12 protein-coding genes are annotated in these 13,641 nt (G+C 69.3%); 4 read left to right on the top strand and 8 right to left on the bottom strand.

The window, feature by feature from the left end:
- Positions 1-152 precede the first annotated feature (152 nt).
- Together QFZ29_RS03045 and QFZ29_RS03040 are read left to right on the top strand one after the other, a co-directional pair.
- Positions 153-1,637 (top strand): glycosyltransferase family 39 protein, encoded by a 1,485-nt coding sequence (locus QFZ29_RS03045; protein ID WP_306892780.1) that lies wholly within the window; start codon positions 153-155, stop codon positions 1,635-1,637.
- Between the two features lie 9 nt (positions 1,638-1,646).
- A complete protein-coding gene (locus tag QFZ29_RS03040) occupies positions 1,647-2,549 on the top strand; it encodes an NAD(P)H-binding protein (protein WP_306892779.1) in 903 nt (300 codons plus the stop codon).
- 41 nt (positions 2,550-2,590) lie between these two features.
- Here QFZ29_RS03040 and QFZ29_RS03035 read toward each other — a convergent pair whose 3' ends face one another.
- The gene (locus QFZ29_RS03035) at positions 2,591-3,277 is read right to left on the bottom strand and encodes a GNAT family N-acetyltransferase (RefSeq protein WP_306892778.1); all 687 of its coding nucleotides are present in this window, start codon (positions 3,275-3,277) and stop codon (positions 2,591-2,593) included.
- Positions 3,278-3,440: 163 nt separating this feature from the next.
- Here QFZ29_RS03035 and QFZ29_RS03030 point away from each other — a divergent pair, with 163 nt between their 5' ends.
- On the top strand, positions 3,441-4,163 hold the full coding sequence (locus QFZ29_RS03030; RefSeq protein ID WP_306892777.1) for a response regulator transcription factor: 723 nt from the start codon (positions 3,441-3,443) through the stop codon (positions 4,161-4,163).
- Between the two features lie 11 nt (positions 4,164-4,174).
- Positions 4,175-5,743, top strand: coding sequence for a sensor histidine kinase (locus QFZ29_RS03025; RefSeq protein ID WP_306892776.1), 1,569 nt, complete (start codon positions 4,175-4,177; stop codon positions 5,741-5,743).
- A 10-nt stretch (positions 5,744-5,753) separates the two neighbouring features.
- Here QFZ29_RS03025 and QFZ29_RS03020 read toward each other — a convergent pair whose 3' ends face one another.
- The 7 genes from QFZ29_RS03020 to QFZ29_RS02990 form a co-directional block, all read right to left on the bottom strand.
- The gene (locus tag QFZ29_RS03020) at positions 5,754-6,707 is read right to left on the bottom strand and encodes a sugar phosphate isomerase/epimerase family protein (protein ID WP_306892775.1); all 954 of its coding nucleotides are present in this window, start codon (positions 6,705-6,707) and stop codon (positions 5,754-5,756) included.
- Between the two features lie 35 nt (positions 6,708-6,742).
- On the bottom strand, positions 6,743-7,573 hold the full coding sequence (locus QFZ29_RS03015; protein WP_306892774.1) for a carbohydrate ABC transporter permease: 831 nt from the start codon (positions 7,571-7,573) through the stop codon (positions 6,743-6,745).
- Entirely contained in the window at positions 7,570-8,514 is a 945-nt protein-coding gene (locus tag QFZ29_RS03010; RefSeq protein ID WP_306892773.1) for a carbohydrate ABC transporter permease, read from the bottom strand. The genes QFZ29_RS03015 and QFZ29_RS03010 overlap by 4 nt, the downstream gene beginning before the upstream one ends.
- A 3-nt stretch (positions 8,515-8,517) precedes the next feature.
- Complete coding sequence (locus QFZ29_RS03005) at positions 8,518-9,822, bottom strand: extracellular solute-binding protein (RefSeq protein ID WP_306892772.1); 1,305 nt, start codon at positions 9,820-9,822, stop codon at positions 8,518-8,520.
- A 229-nt stretch (positions 9,823-10,051) separates the two neighbouring features.
- Positions 10,052-11,611 (bottom strand): GMC oxidoreductase, encoded by a 1,560-nt coding sequence (locus QFZ29_RS03000; RefSeq protein ID WP_306892771.1) that lies wholly within the window; start codon positions 11,609-11,611, stop codon positions 10,052-10,054.
- A gap of 197 nt (positions 11,612-11,808) precedes the next feature.
- Entirely contained in the window at positions 11,809-12,933 is a 1,125-nt protein-coding gene (locus QFZ29_RS02995; protein WP_306892770.1) for an ROK family protein, read from the bottom strand.
- A gap of 34 nt (positions 12,934-12,967) precedes the next feature.
- A complete protein-coding gene (locus QFZ29_RS02990) occupies positions 12,968-13,579 on the bottom strand; it encodes a helix-turn-helix domain-containing protein (protein ID WP_306892769.1) in 612 nt (203 codons plus the stop codon).
- Between the last annotated feature and the right edge of the window lie 62 nt (positions 13,580-13,641).

The raw sequence follows: 13,641 nt of genomic DNA, 5'->3' as shown, positions 1-13,641 counted from the left end.
GCCCGGCCCGTCAAGGGCCGGGCGTTCCTTCGTGTTTTGATGCCCGGTGGCGCAAGCTGGGCGTGATGCTTGTGACCGGCGGGGCCGGACGCACCGGCTCCAGAACAATCGAACCGTCGACCGCCCGTTGGAGCGACCGACGGGTCGCTGTCGTGATCGGCGCCGCATCCGCCCTCGTCGCCATCACGGGCACGTGGATCCCGTCATTCTGGGGCGACGAAACCGCGAGCATCATGTCGGCACGTCGGGACTGGACGTCGCTCTGGGCGCTGCTCGGCACGGTCGACGCCGTGCACGGGCTCTACTATGCAGCGCTGCACGTGTGGATCGACGTCGTCGGCACCTCGCCGTTGGCCGTGCGGCTGCTATCGGGCGTTGCCGTGGGAGCGGCATCCGCTGGGCTTTACCTGCTCGTGCGCAGGCGCGCGACACGCGAAACGGCGGTCATCGCCGCGATCGTCTTCGCCGTGCTGCCGCGGGTCACCTTCCTCGCGACCGAGGCCAGATCGCTGGCGCTCGCGACCGCCGCAGCCGTTTGGCTCACCCTCCTCATGCTGCGATTGCTCGATGCACGGATGCACCGGGGCTGGTGGTGGGTGTACGCGCTCGGGCTCGCGCTCGGCACCTACCTCTTCCTGTACCTCGCGTTGCTCATCCCGGTGCATGCCGTCGTCGTCGCCCTCGAGCAGAGTCGGGAGGGGCGACTGCGCGGCATCCGCCTTCGTCCCTTCCTGCTCGCCTGGGCGAGCGCCGCGCTCCTCGCGGCGCCGATCGCCGTCATCGCCGTGCTGCAGCGGGACCAGATCGCGTTCAGCAGGCCGTGGCGCGCCGTCACGGTGGAGGGGGTGCTCGTCGAGCAGTGGTTCATGCTCGAGATGGTCGCGTTCGTCGCCCTGGCGTTCATCGTCGTATCGGTCGTCGCCACCGTCACCGCCGGGCGTCGCGAGCCGGAATGGATCGCGAACCGTCAGCTGCTCCTCCTCGGCGCCGCGTGGATGGTCGTGCCGACGGCCGCACTGACCCTCGCTGCTGCAGTCGCCTCGCTCGGATACACCCCCCGGTACCTGGCGATCTGCGCGCCCGGCGCGGCGATCCTGATCGCGATCGCGGTCTCCGCGCTCCCGCGCCGATGGATGCAGGTCACGTCGGTCGCCGTCATCGCGGCCCTCGCGATCCCCGCCTATCTGGATCAGCGCAGCCCCTATTGGAAGAACGACGGTACCGACTGGCAGACGGTCGCCGAGGTCGTCAGCGAACTCGCCGAGCCGGGCGACGGGATCGTCTTCGACGAGAGCGTTCGCCCGTCGCGCCGGCCACGCCTCGCGATGCACGCCTACCCGAGTGGGTTCGAGGGTCTCGTCGACCTCGGTCTCGTGCGCCCCTACGACGAGACCGCCCAGCTGTGGGATGTCACGGCGCCCCTCGCCGAGGTCAGCGAGCGGCTCGACGGGGTCGATCGGGTCGTGGTCGTGTCGCGAAGCGCCAACGGCGTCGACGACGACACCGCGACGCTTCGGCGAGAGGGCTTTGAAGAGGTCGAGCGGCTGGAACTGGTGTCCGACGTGGTGACGGTGTACGAGCGCACGACGCAGCGGGTTGAGGCCGATCGCGCCATCTTCTTAGCGCGTCACCCGTAGGCTCGCCACATGCAGGCATCACGTGTCGCCATCACGGGCGGAACCGGCTTCGTCGGCCGCCACCTCGCCGAGCGGATGCCGCCGGGCAACGCCGTCGTCATCTCCCGCCGCACGGGTGTCGACGTCGAAGACGTCGAGGCGCTCACCGCCGCGTTCGCCGGTTGCGACGTCGTGGCGCACCTCGCCGGCATCAACCGGGAGATCGGCGACCAGACGTACGAGCGCGTGCACGTGCGCGGCACCGCAACCGTGGTCGAAGCGGCGAAGCGCGCGGGAGTGCGCAAGATCATCATGCTGAGCTTCCTGCGTGCCCGCCCATCATGCGGGTCGCCGTATCACGAGTCGAAATGGGCGGCCGAAGAGCTCATTCGCGCCTCTGGACTCGACTACACGATCCTCAAGGCCGGCATGATCTACGGTCGCGGTGACCACCTCGTCGACCATCTGAGCCGCACGGTGCAGACGATTCCGGTCTTCGCGACCGTCGGCTTCCGCGAGAAGCCGATCCGCCCGATCCCGATCGAAGACCTCGTCGACGTGCTCGAGGCTGCGGTGAACGGACGGATGCCGCGAGAGACCGTCGCCGTCGTCGGCGCCGAGCAGCTGCTGCTCAGCAAGGCAGTGCGCCGAGTCGCCGCCGTGCTCGGCCGTCGCGTCGTCGTCGTTCCGGCGCCCGTCTGGGCACTGTACGCGCTCGCGCAGCTCACCGAGTTGACGATGACCGTGCCGCTCGTCGCGAAAGCACAGGTGCGGATGCTCGCCGAGGGCGTCGTCGATGCGGCGCCGCCCGCGGCATCCGTTCCCGATGATCTGATGCCCCGCCGACGGTTCACCGCCGAGCGGATCCGCAGCGCCCTGCCCGAGCCGGGCGGATTCGGGCTTCGCGACCTGCGGCTGTTCGCCGACCGGTGAGGCCGGGTCGCTGGGAGACTCCGGCTGGGCTGTCGAACGCCTCAGACGGAGTCGCGTCGCTGTGAGCAGCGCCGGAACTGCTCGCGACTGAGCAGGAGCGTTCGCTCACCTCCGGCGTCGGCGATGTCGAGGAAGCCCAAGCGACGCGCGAGGACGTGCGAGCGCTCGTTGTCGGGATCCATCACCGCGGTCACGTACCGCGCCTCGAGCGTGTCGAACGCGAACTTGAGCATCGCGCGTGCGGCTTCCGTCGCGAACCCGCGGCCGGCCCATTCCGTGCCGATGAGCCAGCCGATCTCCGCACGACGGCCACGGGGATCCACCTCGCGCAGGTGCAGCGAGACGTCGCCGATGAGTCGGCCGTCGAGTTCCACGGCGAGCGCCAGGAAGTCACCTGCCTGCTCGAGCCGGATGTGGCGAGTGCGGTGGCGCAGATGGCGACGCGAGGCTCGGCGCGATCGGGGCGGCCACGGCAGGTACCGGAGCACGTTCGGGTCCGACTGGAGGACATACCAGGCGCTCGCGTCCGCCGAGCGATGGGGACGCAACTTGAGTCGCGGGGTCTCGATTCGCGGCGCCGTGACGACGCGCTCGAGGCGAGGGCCGCGCATCCAGCGGGGCCTTCGGAGGGGCAGGCGACGCAACAGGTCGAGGAGCTGCGACGAGGGCCGGCGCCAGACGAGAGGCTGCGCCGGCACCCGGTGGGTCGGGGCGAGAGCTCGTGTCATGAGACTCGACGTTAACCACTCGACAATTGACTGGGACATGCGATCATGTGAGGTCTCTATGAAAGACGCTCACTTTCCGGTCGCCCGCCTTCGCCGCACCGCATAATTGAGCGTGCACTCACCCGATCAGCTCCCGGTCGAGGGATCCCCGAGACGGCGAGCCATGCTCGCCCAACTCCCGAAGATGTTCCGGCCCGACGGAAGTCCGATCCGGATCCTGCTCGTCGACGACGAGCAGACGCTCGCTCGACTCGTGAGCCTCGCCCTGTCGTACGAAGGGTGGGTCGTCGATGTCGCCCACACCGGTCGTGAGGCGCTGCAGTCGTTCAAGACGTCGCGGCCCGATGCGGTCGTGCTCGACATCATGCTGCCCGACATCGACGGGCTGAGCGTGCTCCGGCAGATGCGGGAACTCGGATCCTCGGCACCCACCCTGTTCCTGACCGCACGCGACTCGGTCGACGACCGGATCATCGGGCTGACCGCCGGCGGCGACGACTACCTGACGAAGCCCTTCAGCCTCGAGGAGCTCGTCGCCCGGCTCCGCGGACTTCTCCGCCGCATCGTGCTCGCCCCCGATGACGGCACGCGCCTGCAGGTGGCCGACCTGGTGCTCGACGAACGCAGTTACGAGACGTTCCGCGCCGACGAGCCCCTGTCCTTGACGACGACCGAGTTCGAACTGCTCCGCTTCCTGCTCCGCAATCCGAATCGGGTGCTCAGCCGGGCGCAGATCCTCGAGAACGTCTGGCAGTACGATTTCGCCGGCAAGGCGAGCATCGTCGATCTCTACATCTCGTACCTGCGGAAGAAGGTCGACCGCGGCCGTTCTCCCCTGATCCACACCGTCCGCGGAGTCGGCTACATCCTCCGGGCCGCCTCGTGAGAGGGCTCCGGATGACTCGTCGCATCTCACTTCGGGAGCAGCTCGTCGTGGGCACCGCGACGTTGCTCGCCGGTGCGCTCCTCACGGTCACGCTCGTCAGCTCCCTGACCCTGCACGCGACCTCGTATTCGATGATCGACACGCAGCTCGCGGCATCCGTCGGCATGCTCGAGCAGACCGTCGAGAAGTACCGCGCGAAGCCGCAGTTCCAGAAGCCGTTCGTCGACTACGTCGGCTACGCGCCCGACACGATCATCGCGATGCTCGACGACGGCGAAGTCGTCGACGCCGCACGATTCACGGAGTCGGGCGGCTCCGAGCTCGATCGCGCCCAGCTCGACGCCGTCGAATCGACGGTCGCGAGCATGTCGGCCGGCGAACCGAGCGACCTTGCGCTCGCCGACTTCGGAAGCCTCCGCGGCACCATCGTCGACGACGCTGACGGCACGACGTACTTCGTCGCTGCCAGCACGGCGGCCGCGCAAGATGCGGCGCTCGCGAACACGGTGGCGAACGTGGCCATCACGATCCTCGCAATCGCCCTGGCGGTGTTGGGCGCGACCGTGTTCGTGCGGGCTGCGCTTCGCCCGTTGTCCCGAGTCGCGGATGCCGCGGCCGCCGTCACCGCCGTCTCGCTGCACTCGGGCGACGTCTCGGTGCCGCACGGCCTCGACGCCCGCGACATCACCGACCAGACCGAAGTCGGCCGGGTCGGCCACGCGCTCGACCTGTTGCTGCGTCACGTCGACGACGCGCTCAAGGTGCGTGCCGCCACCGACCGGCGCATGCGGCGGTTCATCACCGATGCGAGTCATGAACTGCGCACCCCGTTGGCGTCGATCCTGGGCTACGCCGAGCTCACGCGGCAGGACAGCGCCGAGCTGCCGGCGACGACCGAGTTCGCCCTCACGCGGATCGAAGCGGAGGCCGGCCGCATGAGTGCGCTCGTCGGTGAGCTGCTCCTCCTGGCGCGCCTCGACGAGGGGCAGGACATCCAGTCCGACGAGGTCGATCTCGCCGACGTCGTGACGGCGGCGGCGAGCGATGCCCAAGCCGCCTATCGTTCGCACGAGTGGGCGGTGGAGGTGCCGCACGAGGCGGTGCTCGTGCAGGGTGATGCCGAGCAGTTGCACCGCATGGTCGCAAACCTCCTCGCCAACGCCGGCACCCACACTCCCGCCGGCACCCACGTGACCGTCGGCGTGCACACGCGCGATGCAACGGCGTCGGATCGCCCGCGCGTGCAGCTCACCGTCTCCGACGACGGCGACGGCATCGCCGACGAGCTGGTGCCGGTGCTCTTCGAGCGATTCGTGCGTGGCGACCCGTCACGCACGAGGGCTCACGGCAGCACCGGACTCGGGCTTGCGATCGTGCGGTCGATCGTCGAGGCGCACGACGGGTCGGTCTCGGTGGTGACGAGTACCGCAGGCACGCGATTCATCGTCGAGCTCCCGCGCATGGGCTTCGGTGAGCACGAGGGCGGGATCGCCGGCGACGGGCTTGCCGCTGCCGAGCTCGCGGATGCCGGGCCGGCCGGCACCGAGCTGCCGGTCACGAGTACCGCCGTCACCACCTGAGACCGCCCGGTCAGGCCGGGAAGACCCGCTCGACCCAGCGGCGACTCACGTGCACGCTCTCGTCGGGATCCATCGAGGCCCGGTCGACCTCGATGATGACCCAGCCGCCGAAGCCGTCGGGCAGAGCGCCGAGGCATCCGTCGAGGTCGAGGTCGCCGAGGCCCGGCTCGAGGAAGAGCCCACGATCGACGGTCGAGCGATAGTCGGTCGGCTGCGCACGGCTCGCGGCGGCGACAGCGAGGTCGAGGTCTTTCACGTGCACGTCGACGAGGCGATCGCGGTGCTTGGCGAGCATCGTGACGGGGTCGACGCCCGCCCAGGCGAGATGGCCCACGTCGAACGACGCGCCGAGGAGAGCCTCGTCGATCTGGTCGAGCACGTAGTCGATCTCGTACTCGGTCTCGACCCACGTGCCGACGTGGTTGTGCAGTCCGGGCCGCACACCCTCGTCGGTGAGGATCCGGGCGGCTTCGGCGAGCACGTCGACCACCCGGTCGAGTCGGCCCTCGTCGAAGGCCGCGCCCACCGCCGAGCTCGTGACCGTGCGTGCGGCGCCATCCCACGACATCTCGGGCGCGAGGAAGACCGTCTCGAGTCCGAAGTAGTTCGACTCCTCGGCAGCGCGGCGGATCCCGTCGAACCAGCGCACCCACTCCGGGCTGCCCGGCGCGAACGCGTGGCCGTGATCCTCGGGCAGGCCGACGTGGCAGTAGCCGGGGGCCAGGCGCAGGCCCGCCTCGCGGATCATCCGCTCGTAGTTCTGCAGCGTCTGCGTGTCGAGCACCTGCATCATCACGCTGTCGAACCCGCCCGCCTTCACCTTGCCGAGCACGGCCGGGTAGTCGGCGCGGAACGCGGGGTCGGCGAAGAGCCAGAGATCGGCGCTCGACGGGTCGTCGGGGTTCTCCTTGATGTTGATCCACTGGATGGGGTTCAGCGCGAACTGCGCACGCGGGATCGTCAAGTGAGGTCCTCTCTCTGCGGCATCCGATGCCATGGTCATTTGAGTCCTGCCGTCGCGATGCCCTGGATGAAGTACCGCTGGAGGAACAGGAAGAGGATGAGCACCGGCAGCAGCACGACGATCGCACCGGCGAGGAGCAACCCGTAGACGGTGGTGTTCGCCTGCTGCGAGGCGATCGCGAGGGCGACGGGCAGCGTGAACACGTCTTCGGTCTGCGCCACCACGAGTGGCCAGAGGAAGAAGTTCCACGACGCGAGGAACGTGAAGATCGACACGGTGGCGATCGCTGGGCCGAGGAGCGGCAGGAAGATGCGGAAGAAGATCCCGAACTCCCCCGCGCCGTCGATGCGTGCCGCCTCGAGGAGCTCGTCGGGGATCGAGAGTGCGAACTGGCGCATGATGAACACGCCGAGCGGCATCACGAGCATCGGCGCGATGATGCCGGCGAGGGTGTTCACGAGCCCGAGCTGCACGATGATGAGGAACTGCGGCACGAACAGCGCGACGTACGGCACGGTCATCGCGACGAGCACGCACCCCATCAGGAGCGAACGGCCGCGGAACGGCAGCTTCGCGAGCGCATAGCCGGCCATCGAGCAGAACAGCACGTTGGCGAGCACGGTCACCGCCGAGACGATGATGCTGTTCACGAGGATTCCGCCGAATCCCTCCTCGGTGAAGAGCACGACGAAGTTCTGCAGGTTCGCAAAGCTCTCGGGAAGCCAGCCGCCCGGGTTCGCGGTGAACTCGCCCTGGGTCTTGAACGCGCCGAAGACCACCCAGGCGAACGGCAGCAGCATGAGGGCGCTGACGAGGCAGAGCACCAGGTAGAGCCCCGATGCCCGCACCACGTGGAGACGGTTCATTGCTTCGGCCTCAGCACTCGGAGTTGGACGACGCACACGATGAGCACCCCGAGGAGCAGCACGATCGAGCCGGTCATGGCGTTGGAGATGTTGCCGAACCCGAACTGCTCGTAGACCCATTGCGCGACCGACTTGGTCGAGCCCAGCGGCCCGCCCTCGGTCAGGAGGAACGGCTCGTCGAAGATGTTGAGGAACATCACGCTCATCAGCACGGTCACGAGGAGGGTCGTCGGGCGCAACAGCGGCAGGGTCATCTGGAAGACACGCCGCCAGTAGCCGGCGCCGTCGAGGGATGCCGCTTCGTGCACCTCCTCGGGCACCGCCTGCAGGCCCGCGAGGAAGAGCACCATGCACGTGCCGGTCGTTCTCCAGATGGTGAGCAGCAGCACGACGAACATGGCCGTGGTGGGCGTGCCGAGCCAGTTCGGGCCGGCGATCCCGAGATCGGCGAGGAAGCTGTTGATCGGTCCGTTGAGCGTGAAGGCGTATTGCCACACGATCGCGGCCGCGACGATGTTCGCGATCACTGGCAGGTAGATGACGGCCCTGAACACCGGGCGAGCCCGACGGATGCCGCTGTCGAGCGCGAGCGCGAGCAGGAAGCCGATCGCCATGGTGACCGGCACACCGATCCCCACGTAGATCACCGTGTTGAGCGCCGAGCGAAGGAACGCGGGGGCGGTAAGCACCGTCTGGAAGTTGTCGAGGAAGACGAAGTTCACGCCGAGCGGGTCGCGCAGGTCGGCCACGCCGATGTCGGTCATCGTGAGGGTGACGGCCATGACGGCCGGCACTGCTGTGAACACGGCGAAGATCACGAGGAACGGCGTCACGAACAGCCAGGCGACGCCCGTGGGCCCCGGCGACAATCGCCGGAGGACGCCCCAGCGGAGGGGGCGGCTCAGGGCCGCCACCCCCGCCGACGTGGTCTCGATGGCCATCGGCTACTCGACTCCCGTGCCGATCGCCTCGGCCTGCGCCTGCGCCTCGGCAAGCACGTCTTCAGCGGATGCCTCGCCGCGGGCGACCCGCTCCATCTGCTGTCCGATGATCGCGCCGACCTCACTCCAGGTGGGCACCGCGGGAACGGCGACGGCGTGCGGCAGCGCCTCTCGCACGGGGGCGAGCAGCGGGTCGTCGGCGATGACCGGCTCGTCCCATGCGGCTTCCGTCGTCGGGAGGTTGCCGAAGGTCTCGTACCAGGCGACCTGCACGTCGGGCTGGGCGAGGTAGCGGGCGAGCTTCCACGCGGCGTCGGGGTTCTCGGCATCCTTCAGCACGGCGAGGCTGCCGCCGCCGAAGTTCGCCGCGACCGTGCCGTCGGGGCCGGCGGGCGGCACGATCGCGCCGAGGTGCTCGGCAGACCATCCCTCGCCGTTGGCGCCGTCGAGGAACCCGGGGAACCATGGTCCGTTGCCCCCGGCGACGGTCTGGCCCGACGTGAACCACGGCACCGTGTCGAGGAAGAGCGGGCCGTCTGGGCTCGCGTCACCGTCGGCGAAGAGCGAGCCCCAGAACTCGAGCGCCTCGACGTTCTCGGGGTCATCGATCGTCCACGTGGTGAGGTCGTCGCTGATCAGGCTGCCGTCGTTCTGGTGCACGAGGGCATCGAGCGCCTGCGCGCTGTACGCGTCGTACCCGACGTCGAGTCCGAGGGGCATCGGATGACCCGCCGCCGTCAGCTGCTCTGCGAAGGCGCTCGTCTCCTCCCACGTTGTGGGCGGCGTGGCTCCGGCGGCCTCGACGACGTCTTTTCGGTAGTACCAGACGTTCGCGTAGGCGTACCAGGGCACCGCGTGCGAGACGCCGTCGACGAGCGTGCCCTCGTAGGCGGGCTCGAAGAACGCCTCGCTGTCCACGAGCCCGTCGGGCACCGGGGCGAAGCCCCCCGTTGCGAGCATCGTGCTCTGCGTCTGCGAGTAGAGCATCGTGAGGTCGGGCACCTCCCCGGAGGCGATCGCGGTGGTGAGCTTCGTGTCGAGCGAGTCGGATGGCACGTTCGTGAGCTCGAGCTCGACGTCGGGGTTCTCTGCCGCGAAGTCGTCGAGGAAGCCCTCTAGAGCATCGGCTTCGCCGGAGCCGATCCAGAGGCTGAGCGATCCGGTAGCGGGCGAGTCGTCGATCTCGATGTCGGCCGCGGCGTCGGCGGCGCCATCGCCGCGTCCGCAGCCGCTGAGGAGGAGCGCGGCGGCGAGTGCCGGCGCTGCGACGGCGAGTGCCCGGCGTCGCGCTCGTGAGGTGGTGAACATGGTGATTCCTTTCGGGGGCAAGGAAGAGCGGTGCGGTTCTGAAGTTGGAGCTATCCGGCGGTTCTGGGGGGATGTTTCGTTATCGCTAATCTTGATGGAAGCACTCGATGCTGTGATCGAGGATGCTGATTTGGCTGGCCTGTTCCCTGAGAGTAGAGGGATAGCCCGCCCGCAGTGGGTTCACGCGGGAGAGTTTACGGCTCGGTAACGTGCTTGTGCAGTTTTGTTACTACCTAGAAATATTCAGCGCCGCGGCGTGACCATCGACGCGGCCTCCGCTGAGCTGACCGACGACCGCACGGCCGGCCCGCACGGCGGTCACCATGCCGGTGAGCGTGGAGTTGCCGACAACGGCCGTCGGCACGGTGGCGCCGCCCGCGAGATAGAGATTCGAGAACCCCCACACGCGCCCTACGGAGTCGCAGACGGAGGTGCCGTCATCGGTCGCACCCGATCGCGCCGTGCCGGTGTAGTGCAGTGAGGAGCCCGGCGGAAGCAGGGCCGAGTCGCGCTCGGGGTCGAAGTCGCCGAGCGTCTCCCCGGCGGCCCGTTGCGACGCGCGCGCCTGTTCGATAAGGGCCAGGTCGGCCTCGGAGTGCGTGAACCGCACCGTGATTCGCGGCAGGCCCGCGACATCCGGTTTCGTGTCATCGAAGACCAGCCGGTTCTCAGGGTTGATCTCGGTCGGCACATAGAGCGCGAGGCCCACCGAGTACGCGAGCCGAGCGCCCGTCGCGTCGAAATAGAGCCGGTCCATGATCTGCCCATGGAAGGGTTGCGTGGGTCCGCTGTGCGGCAGCCAGTACGAGCCGGCGACCCACTCGTCGGGTCCGGGGTCGGGGATCTCGTCGAGCGCGACCTCGAGTCGCTCGAGGTCGGCGATCACCTGCCCCGTCAGGAAGGCGTGCTCGTTCAGGTGGCGGCCGAGGGCCTCGGGCCTGATGCCCGAGGCGAAGAGCAGTTGCGGCGTGCGGATGGGGTCGGCCGCGACGATCGTGACTCCCGCCTCGATCTCGTACTCGTCGCCGGTTGCGACCTCACGCACCCGGGCGCCGCGCACCGTTGCGCCATCGTGCACGAGCGCCACGGCGAGCGTGCCAGTGGAGAGCGTGAAGTCGTCACCGTTCGGCGCGGCCATGCGCGGAAGGATGCGGTTCGGCCCGGTGCGCGGCAGTCGGCCGTCCTCCTTCGGCGCCACCGCCATCGGCATCGTGCGCGGATGCCGGCCAGGCGCGCTCACCGCACCGAAGACCGAGTCGAGCACCTGGAGGATGCGGCCGCCGACGTTCGTGACGCCGAACGGAGCGTCGTGCACGCCGAGCAGCCGCTCGGCCTCGCCGAGGTCGCGCGCCCAGGCGTCGGGCCCGTCGTACGCGAACACCTCGTCGCCCCAAGGGCGCGGGGTCGCGGCCGTCCAGTGCACCCCCATGCCGCCCGCGTTCCACGCGAAGGCGCTCGCGGGCATCCCGGCCGCATTCTCATCGAACGACGAGAGGTGGTACATGCCGGGCGACACGCTGCGGAGCTCGGCGCTCACCGCCGGCGTGACGGCGGCGCCGAGGTAGAGGGACTGGATGCCGGGAGACGCCTGCTCGATGTAGGTGCCGCGCAACGCATCATCCCGCAGGTCGTGGAGATGCTGGCCCGGTGCGCTCCCGATCGGCGCGCCGCCGTCGACCATGTGGATGCGGGCACCCGGCGACCCCTCACGCACGATCCGCGCGACGGCGGCGCCCATGAGGCCGCTGCCCACGATGAGGACGTCGGCAGGGGGTGGAACGTGCGACATTCGGAACTCCCGAGACTCGGCGAAGTATTGCTACTTTGCAGCATAACTGCGGGATGTTTCACTCGGATGTCGCCGCTGGCACTTGCCGGATGCGAACTGCAGGGGATTCCGTGTCAAGCATCCGCATACGGCATACATGATCGCGAATCTCCTGCAGAAAGCGGGTGGAAGCGGCCCGGCAGCGCTCGACCGAGGGCTCAGGCGGAGCTGAAGAGCTCGTGCTCGACGCTCATGATCGCGACGCGCAGTGCGCCCTGCAGCATGGCCTCGCGCCCGAGCGCCGAACCGCGCAGTTCCATGGCGGGTGCACCGGCCGACTCGAGGGCGGCGCGCAGGCTCGGAATGAGCACGTCGGCGCCGGCCTCGAGACCGCCGCCGAGCACGATGAGCGGCGGGGCGATGGTCCACGCGAACACCGCGAGCAGCTGTGCGAACGGCGCGACGAAGGCGTCGAGCTCGGCGATCGCCTCGGCGTCTCCGCGACGCACGCCCTCGACGATGGCCTCGCCCGCCGCTCGTTCGGCCGGATCGGGCGAGGTGAGCAGGCCGAACGGATTGCGCTCCATCGCTCGCGTGCCCAAGAGGTTCGCCTCGACGATCTCGCCGGCCGCTCCCCGGAAGCCTCGATGGATGCGTCCGTCGATGATGATGCCGGAGCCTGCACGATTGCCCGCGATCAGCCACGTGAAGCTCGCGTGGTCGGTCGCCGCGCCGAGCGCACCCTCGGCGAGCGCCGCGAGGTTCGCGTCGTTGTCGATGGTGACGCGCACGCCGGCCGGAAGACTGAGCGCATCGGCGGCGCGCACGCCCGCCCACCGCGGGGCGTTGACGAGGGTCACGACCGTGCCGTCGTCGTCGACGGCCCCTCCCATCGCCACGCCGACTGCCCGGAAGTCCTCGAGTGACCTGCCGGACTCGTCGACCGCGGCGAGCAAGGCCGCCCTCGCCTCCGCGAGGGTGAGGTCGGGGTTCGTCGAGTTCGTGAGCTTGCGCCGGGAGCGACCGAGCACGGTGCCGCTGAGGTCGGCCACGAGCGCCTCGGTCGAGTGCGTGTCGAACTGCACCGCCCCGACGAGGGCGTGCTCGGGCCGGAAGGCGTAGAGACGCGGCGGGCGCCCGGCGCCTGTCGCCGGCCCGGGTTCGATCGGCTCGACCCAGCCCTCGGTGACGAGGTCGGTGAGGATGAGCTCGATCGTGCGACGCGACAGCCCGGTCGTGCGATTCAGCTCGGTCATCGTGACCGGGCCGCTCGCGAGGTAGAGCGACCGGAGGGTCAGCGAGGAGTTCGCCTCGCGCATCGCCGTGGGATCGAACGCTCGCACGCCGCTCCCCCTCTCCCGCATCGCGCGGTCCAGCCTACTGGCGCGCCGCGGCCGGGCGCGTGTGCGCGATCGAGAGCAGGATTCGAGCCTCCCTCTCGCCGACCGCAGCCCAGCGGTGGCGGATGTCGGCCGGATGGCTGATCGCCTCGCCGGCTCCGAGCCGCCAGGAGCCCTCGTTCTCGAGCGTCACCTCGATCTCGCCGTCGATGACGTAGACCGTCATCTCGCCGTCGGATTCGAACCAGCCGCCGAGGTCGGACCCCGGTGCGACGCGGTACTCGACCACTTCGAGCACGTGACCGGCGCCCGCGGAGAGGAGTCGTCCGCTCGCTGCTTCGGGCGCGTCGGAGACCGGGAGCTCGCGCCCCTCCCCCTGGCGCAGCACCGACACGCCGTGGGGTGCGCTCACGGGGGGCATGAGCTCGCTCGGCGGCAGTCCGAGCGCGTGGGCGAGCCGGTAGAGGCTCGAGAGCGAGGGGCTCGTCGCGCCCTTCTCGACCTGGCTGAGAAACGGCTGGCTCATCTCGCTCGAGCGCGCGAGGGCCCGCATCGAGAGCCCCGCCGCCTGACGGGCACGCCGGATGGCCCGCCCCACCGCGGCGCTGACGTCGGCTGCGGCATCCGGATCCTGTAACACGGTGTTCACCCGAGGAGCTCGATTCTCGTCCATATTGATAACCAATACCTATCACTCGGGTCCGGCAACGG

The sequence above is a fragment of the Agromyces albus genome (genome assembly GCF_030815405.1).
Classification (GTDB): Bacteria; Actinomycetota; Actinomycetes; order Actinomycetales; family Microbacteriaceae; genus Agromyces; species Agromyces albus_A.
The sequence above is the reverse complement of the archived record's forward strand: the minus strand, read 5'-3'. Positions and strand labels throughout refer to the sequence as shown.